The 4,671-nt window shown below is 46.3% G+C and carries 4 protein-coding genes and 1 pseudogene; 2 read left to right on the top strand and 3 right to left on the bottom strand.

The window, feature by feature from the left end; genetic code table 11:
• The 3 genes and pseudogenes from FWJ59_RS07995 to FWJ59_RS07985 all read right to left on the bottom strand — a co-directional run.
• A pseudogene (locus FWJ59_RS07995) lies at positions 1-303 on the bottom strand (sugar ABC transporter substrate-binding protein); the annotation flags it as partial.
• Positions 304-377: 74 nt separating this feature from the next.
• Positions 378-1,310: an ABC transporter permease gene (locus tag FWJ59_RS07990; protein ID WP_414481422.1), complete on the bottom strand. Its 933-nt coding sequence runs from the start codon at positions 1,308-1,310 to the stop codon at positions 378-380.
• Between the two features lie 116 nt (positions 1,311-1,426).
• A complete protein-coding gene (locus FWJ59_RS07985; protein WP_414481421.1) occupies positions 1,427-2,923 on the bottom strand; it encodes a sugar ABC transporter ATP-binding protein in 1,497 nt (498 codons plus the stop codon).
• A gap of 272 nt (positions 2,924-3,195) precedes the next feature.
• Here FWJ59_RS07985 and FWJ59_RS07980 point away from each other — a divergent pair, with 272 nt between their 5' ends.
• Positions 3,196-3,975 (top strand): DeoR/GlpR family DNA-binding transcription regulator, encoded by a 780-nt coding sequence (locus FWJ59_RS07980; protein ID WP_414481420.1) that lies wholly within the window; start codon positions 3,196-3,198, stop codon positions 3,973-3,975.
• 6 nt (positions 3,976-3,981) lie between these two features.
• A partial coding sequence (locus FWJ59_RS07975; RefSeq protein ID WP_414481419.1) for an ATP-binding cassette domain-containing protein occupies positions 3,982-4,671 on the top strand: 690 nt, incomplete at its 3' end.

Here is a 4,671-nt window from a genome sequence, read left to right as displayed (position 1 = left end):
TGTTCTGCCTAAAACCGTAACCTGCTGGTTGACATCGAATTCGGGTGCACCGGTATAGATAGCCTTTACGCCATACAGGTCAGCCGCCGCCTTCATCCCCTTGTAGCAGCCTTTCCAGTACTCGATGCCCGATACAAAGGTGACCATGTAGTATTCCTCGTTTGGATCACCTTGCAGCTTTGAAACCCCACCGCTGCTTACCTGGGCCACTTGCCTTGACCTGGAGGCAAAAATATAGACCAGCGAAATGACCAATAAAACGGCCAAGGCGATGGATAGATACTTATAAATGTTTTCCTTCATGAGGATTTAAACCCCCCTTTGATTTTAATTTGGCTTTTTATTTTAACTCCTCTTTTTTTAAAAGGAGTTAAAACCTAGCTTCTCTTCTGGTGAGAGATGTAGTCAATTACAACGGCCGTGATTAAGATAACTCCGCTTACCAGGTTCTGCCAGTAAACCGAGACGTTTAAAAGGACCAGGGCGTTATTGATGATTCCCACCAGAATGGTACCCAGGATGGCTCCCAGGACGGTCCCTTCACCGCCCGCCAGGGATGCGCCGCCAATTACGCAGGCCGAAATTGCGTTCAGCTCCGAGCCGGTTCCCGCAGTGGGCGCTGCCACCGAAAATCTTGAAAGGGTGAATATCCCGGCAATCCCCGCCAGGACCGACATGAGGACATATACAGCGATCTTTACCTTTGGAACGTTTATGCCGGACAATTTAGCTGCATTTTCATTGCTGCCTACGTAGTATACCAGCCTGAAGGGCGCCGATTTTCTCATCAAGAAATCAAACACGATGATGAGAAATACAAAGAACAGGATGAAAAATGGGATTCCCAGAATTCTTCCCTGTCCTAAGAAGTCAAAGCCCTTAAGATCGCCGTACAGCGAAAGGGGGGACCCCTGGGTCAAAACGTAAGAAGCGCCTCTTGCTATTCCCATCATGGCAAGAGTTACGATGAGGGGTGGAATGCCGATTTTTGCAATGAAATATCCATTAAAGAGGCCGATCAACACACAAACTATGAGAGCTATCAAAGAACCGACCCAGATGTCAACGCCATAGCTTAAATACAGGCCTCCCGCGATGACGGCCGATAAGCTCAAGACAGAGCCGACCGACAGGTCAACGCCGCCCGAAACCAGCACTACCGTCATCCCAATTGCCAGTATTCCATCGGCCGCAAGGCCCAAAGCGGTGGTGATCAAGTTTTCTCCTGTCAAGAAGTTCGGGCTCAGGATTGAAACTATTATGCTGATGACGATGATGATGAATATGAGCGTCATCTCCCTAAAACCCATGAGCTTCTCAAGCAGGCTATTATCCGTAGAAGCATTTTTTGCAGTAGCATTATTCGTGGTAGCATTCGTGGGCAAAGACATATTTTTTACCCCCTTATCCCCTATTGATGTGAATTTCATCTATGTGCAGCAAGCTGCATGATGTTTTCCTCAGTAATCTGATGGCCCGAAAGCTCGCCCGTTATCCTGCCCTCTCTCATGACGAGGACCCTGTCGCACATCCCGATGATCTCGGGCATCTCCGAGGAAATCAGAATGATTCCAATGCCGTTTTGGGCAAGCTCCCTCAAAAGGTTGTGTATCTCAGCCTTGGCTCCGACGTCTATTCCCCGCGTCGGCTCGTCAAGGATCAAAATCTTCGGATTTATGGCCAGCCATTTTGCTATCATTACTTTTTGCTGATTGCCGCCGGAAAGGCTCATGACGAGCTGCAAATAGGATGTAGCCTTAATGTTAAGCCTTTTGACAAATTCCCGGGTAAGGTTCCTTTCCTCCTGCCTGTCAATCAAAAGGCCACTACCGTCATATTTGAGATGAATAGCAGAAACGTTGTAGGCAACGGGAAGCCTTAAGAAAAGCCCGAACTGCTTTCTGTCTTCGGTGACGTATCCGATCCTGTTTTTGATGGCGTCTTCAAACGATTTTATCTCGAGGCTCTTGCCTTCAAGATAAATTTCGCCGCTGCGGCGGGGCAAAATCCCGCAGATGGTCTGAGCCAGCTCGGTCCTGCCCGCACCCACCAGCCCTGCAAACCCTAAAATCTCCCCCTCATGCAGGGCAAACGACACGTCGTAGACCTTTTCGGAGCTGATATTCTCTACCCTGAATATCTCCCGCCCGATTTTGCTGCTCTTGGGCGGATACATCTCCTTAATTTCCCTTCCAACCATCAGGCTTACCACCTGATCGGGGTTTGTTTCAGCGGCGTTTAAAGTCGCAATATATTTCCCATCCCTCAATATCGTTATCCTGTCTGCCAGCTCAAATATTTCCCGAAGCCTGTGGGATATGTAAAGGATGCTGATGCCTTTGGCCTTCAAATCCTTTATTATCTTGAATAGAACCGCTGCGTCCGCTTCAGACAAAGCCGATGTGGGCTCATCCAAAATCAAAAGCTTGCAGTTTAGCGTAATGGCTTTGGCAATCTCAACTATTTGCTGCTGGGCGACGTTTAAATCTGCCACTCTATCCGTCGGCTTTATGTTAACCCTGTCAAAAAGCGACAATACCTCTTGGGACATCCTGTTGAGCCTATCGTAATCCACCATCTTCCCTGCGGTTTGGGGAAGCCTCCCAATATAGATGTTCTCGGCAACCGTCAAGTGGGGACACAATGCAAGTTCCTGGTGAACGATGCTGATCCCCAAATTCTGCGCATCCCTCGGCGAGCGTATCTTTACCTTTTGGCCCTCAAAATAGATCTCGCCTTTGTCAGGTTGAAGGTTGCCCGAGATGACGTTCATCAGGGTTGACTTTCCCGCTCCGTTTTCACCGACTACCGCATGGATCTCCGGCCTGTTTACCGAAAATGATACATCGTCCAGCGCAACGGTGCCGGGGAATGTCTTTGTTATGCCCTCTAGCCTGAGCAGTTCAGCTGATGCGGCCTTCACATGAATTCACCTCGCTTTGATACCGTATTATCGATTTCTGCGTCAGATGCGCCTTTGCTTGGATTTGCTTTTCTATATAAATATATTCTACTGCAAAATCAAAAATCCTCCTTTTTTAATCAAAAATATTTTCAATTTTTGATTAATATTATCAAAATCGTTCACGCAGTTGACAGACTTTGCAAAATATAATACACTGGAGAAAAGATGAAGTTGTAATCCATGCCGTAATGGACAATTCATTCAAAATCAAGATAAGTGGTGAAGGCTAGATGCTAGTCGCTGAAAGGTTAAAGAAGATAAAGGAGATATTGCTGCAGAAAAAACATGTGGACGTAGCAACCCTTGCCGAGTCGCTAAATGTATCCGAGGTGACCATAAGGCGTGATTTAGACAGGCTGGAAAGCGAGGGCTTTTTGATAAAAACCTATGGTGGGGCCATCTTAAAGGAGGAGGCCTCAAAGATCCTATCGCCAATAGTGGAAGAAGACTCGGAAAAGGAATCTATTGCAAAGGTCTGTTCATACATGATAGAAGATAACCAAGCAATAATCCTGACGGGAGGCAATATCTGCCGGCTTGTACCAAAGCACATCAAGGAAAAGAAGAATATAACGGTGGTGACCAACGACCTCATTTTGGCATTGGAGTGCATAAAGTACTCGATACAGACCATCGTGACAGGGGGGTATGTCGTTGGCAACACCTTTATGCTGGCAGGGCCTATACTGGTAAACCCCAATTTGGACATCTTCGCGGACAAGGCGTTCATCGAGGTGGACGGCGTATCTTTAGAGCGCGGGTTTACCGTCAACAATATGGACCTTGCCAATGCATACAGATATTTTAAATCCATCGCAAAGGAAACCATCGTGGTAGCCGATTCATCCAAATTCGATAAGATTTCCCTGTTTCAAACCGCAAAGGTCGATGAGATCAAAAAGGTGATAAGCGATACGAATGTCCCTGATAAGTATAAATCCTTTTTCTTTGAAAATGGCATCGAAATCTTCTGCAGCTTTGACCTTTCCGACCTTGAAAGAGAGGTTTGAAATCATATGCCAATAATATTATCCGATGTATCCAAGAGGTTTGACGAGTTTTATGCCTTAAAGAAAGTGAATCTCGAATTTTTCGAAGGGGAAGTACACGTAATACTGGGCAAAAATGGTTCGGGCAAGACCACCCTCGCAAAGGTCATAAACGGAACGCATGCACCCTCCGAAGGAAGGATTATAATAAACGACAAAGAATTTTCAAGCCTCAATCCCCTCCTCGCAAAGTCGCTCGGAATCTTTACGGTACATCAAGAACTCTTATACTTTCCTCACCTCTCCATCGCTGAAAACATATTCATCGACAACAAGCCCAAAAATCAACTTGGCTTTATCAGTACCAAAAAGATGCTGGAACTTTCCTCTGAGATACTTTCCAAAATGGGCATCGATATTGATCCGGCAACATCATGTAAAAATCTCGGCACATCGCAACTTCAGATAATAGAGATATGCAGAGCACTGGCACAAGACGCAAAGGCCATCATCTTCGACGAGCCCACATCCGGCCTTACCTCCTACGAAATAGAAAACCTCTTTAGAATCATCAGAGAGCTAAAACAAAAAGGCATTATCATCATATTCATTACCAACAGGATTGAAGAAGCCCTGGCCATTGCCGATAAAATCACCATACTTCGCGAAGGCGTGGTTGTGGCATCGGATAAGGTTACCAGCTTTAACCTGAACAAG

The organism is Caldicoprobacter sp., from assembly GCF_047459465.1.
Classification (GTDB): domain Bacteria; phylum Bacillota; class Clostridia; order Caldicoprobacterales; family Caldicoprobacteraceae; genus Caldicoprobacter.
The sequence above is the reverse complement of the archived record's forward strand: the minus strand, read 5'-3'. Positions and strand labels throughout refer to the sequence as shown.

Coding starts and splice junctions, on each gene's coding strand:
- FWJ59_RS07990 (WP_414481422.1), bottom strand. CDS start 1,310: ATGGGTTTTAGGGAGATGACGCTCATATTCATCATCATCGTCATCAGC.
- FWJ59_RS07980 (WP_414481420.1), top strand. CDS start 3,196: ATGCTAGTCGCTGAAAGGTTAAAGAAGATAAAGGAGATATTGCTGCAG.